Source organism: Peribacillus sp. FW305-BF15 (genome assembly GCF_058783805.1).
Map to the genome: position 1 here is coordinate 1 of NZ_JBYSYV010000061.1, position 2,086 is coordinate 2,086.

Here is a 2,086-nt window from a genome sequence, read left to right on the forward strand (position 1 = left end):
TTTACGTCCTTCAAAAAATTAGAATATGGTGGGCTTATTTTGTATGGCCTTTCACGAATATATTTTCATACAAAAAAGGCTGCCACAGCAACCTCCCTTTTTAAAGTAAGACCCATTAGTTCAGTAATTTTTAATAAAACATCATATCTAAGGAAATTGGAACAAATAGTAAAACTGTTGCAAACCAAATGGGGTAGCTAAACGAGCAGAAGAAATTGCTTAATCAACAATTATGGCTAACGTAACCTGCAACCAGGAAAGTACTACATTGAGCACGTAGATGAACAAAATGGAACAAGTACAATCCATTCACTTGTTAACCTAGTAATAAACAAAGTGTGTGTAACCAGCTTATAAGAACAGTAATTTGTCCATATTTCTTCGATACATTAATTAACTTCCACCTTCGGGTATGGTTTCATGTTAGATTAAGTTCATGGACCATCTTCGTTAACAATCTATCCCCTTGTTTAAGTCTACACCATATCTCTTTGCCACCTCTTTGCTGACGGATTCTCGCTTTTACACATCCCTCGCGATTAAGGGAATAATAAGAAAGCAGACCCTGCTACTACGGTAACTAACGTAAACAAATTCTAACACCAACATCAGCAAGCGCATAATCATCTAACGTTTTACTTTCCCCTTCGAATCTACGATATTAAAAAAGACTATTCCCACTGCTACTGTCCCAGTCGAACATCCCCATACTTGGAACGATTCATGATGATTGGGAATACAGTATCTTCTTTTTTAAAAAAATATATTTATTAAATTGTGGCAGTCAACGGATTATGTTGCTTAATTTCTTGTATTGATAGATTTAACGAATAGTTCCCATAATCGAGAATTTTATTAAGAAAAAGATTCAATAGTTCTTGAGAGTTAACTTTTATTTTTAAATGGTAACAACCTTCTCCCGATACTCGGTGAGCTTCAACTATCTCATTTCTATCTTTAATAAAACGTATAAACGAATCATGGTTTGCTGTTTCCATATAAATAATGACAAATGCTGTATAAGAAAGTCCTAATTTCATTTCATCGACTATTAGTGAGTAGGCTTTAATTACTCCATTTTCCTCAAGTTTTTTAATCCGATTTCCTACTGCTTGTCCCGTCATATGAATTTGTTCACCTAAGTCTTTCCACTGAATACGTGAATTTTCGGATAATAACCGAAGGATTTGAAAATCAATGTTATCAAGTTCCATAATAAATTCCTTTCACCATGAAATGCTTTGATATAAAAGTGTTTCATCAAAGTATCGATAGAAATCAATATATCATTTATCATTATATTGTACTAAAATTTTTTAAAGAGGTGGAAAAAATGAGCACAGCTTTAATCATTGTCGATATTCAAAATGACTATTTTCCAAATGGAAAGATGGAATTAAGCAACCCTGAAAAAGCAGCCGCTAATGCTGCTAAAGTTCTTGAATGGTTTAGGCAGAATAACAAAGATAATATTTTTCATGTCCAGCATATCGCTAGTGATCCTAGGTTAGGCTTTTTTCTTCCGAATACGGATGGAGTTAAACTGAATGAAGCTGTTCTACCATTAGAACACGAAAGCATTATCATAAAACATTTCCCTAACAGCTTTTTACAGACTGAATTAGAAAGCAAATTAAAAGAAAAAGGAGTAACAAAGCTAGTGATTGTAGGTATGATGACGCATATGTGCATTGATGCCACAGTCAGGGCTGCAGTGGATTTAGGCTTTGAAACTACTCTTATTGAAGATGCATGTGCGACAAGGGACTTATCTTATCAAGATAAGGTCGTTCCAGCTGAACAGGTCCATTATGCCTTTGTCAGCGCACTTAACGGTATGTATGCCAGTGTAATTTCGACCGAGGATTTCCTGGAATAAATAAATAAATAAATAAATAATACAACCTTGTAGAACCAATAATTTATTGTAAGTGGGAGCTTGTTTTTAAACAAGCTCCCAGACTGTAGACAAACTCGATGAAAAAAATTGAGTTTGTCTATTTTTATGACTTGTACAATTTGGACGTTGATTTCCACTCCAGGCACTCGCTTTCCGCGGGCGGTCGGGGAGCCTCCTCGGCTTTCG

At 35.0% G+C, this 2,086-nt stretch carries 3 protein-coding genes; 2 read left to right on the forward strand and 1 reads right to left on the reverse strand.

Annotation, left to right across the window (positions count from 1 at the left end; all coding sequences use genetic code 11):
• On the forward strand, window positions 1–201 hold a 201-nt coding region (locus tag AC3WLU_RS26670; RefSeq protein ID WP_492598220.1), incomplete at its 5' end, for a hypothetical protein.
• Between the two features lie 569 nt (window positions 202–770).
• Here AC3WLU_RS26670 and AC3WLU_RS26675 read toward each other — a convergent pair.
• Window positions 771–1,214, reverse strand: coding sequence for an Lrp/AsnC family transcriptional regulator (locus AC3WLU_RS26675; RefSeq protein ID WP_413001478.1), 444 nt, complete (start codon window positions 1,212–1,214; stop codon window positions 771–773).
• 119 nt (window positions 1,215–1,333) lie between these two features.
• On the opposite strand from AC3WLU_RS26675, the gene AC3WLU_RS26680 reads away from it, so the two are divergent.
• Window positions 1,334–1,879, forward strand: coding sequence for a cysteine hydrolase family protein (locus AC3WLU_RS26680; RefSeq protein ID WP_492598221.1), 546 nt, complete (start codon window positions 1,334–1,336; stop codon window positions 1,877–1,879).
• Window positions 1,880–2,086 lie beyond the last annotated feature (207 nt).

What these genes read in the sequence shown, in the direction of transcription:
- AC3WLU_RS26675 (WP_413001478.1), bottom strand. Translation starts at nt 1,214, where the DNA reads ATGGAACTTGATAACATTGATTTTCAAATCCTTCGGTTATTATCCGAA.
- AC3WLU_RS26680 (WP_492598221.1), top strand. Translation starts at nt 1,334, where the DNA reads ATGAGCACAGCTTTAATCATTGTCGATATTCAAAATGACTATTTTCCA.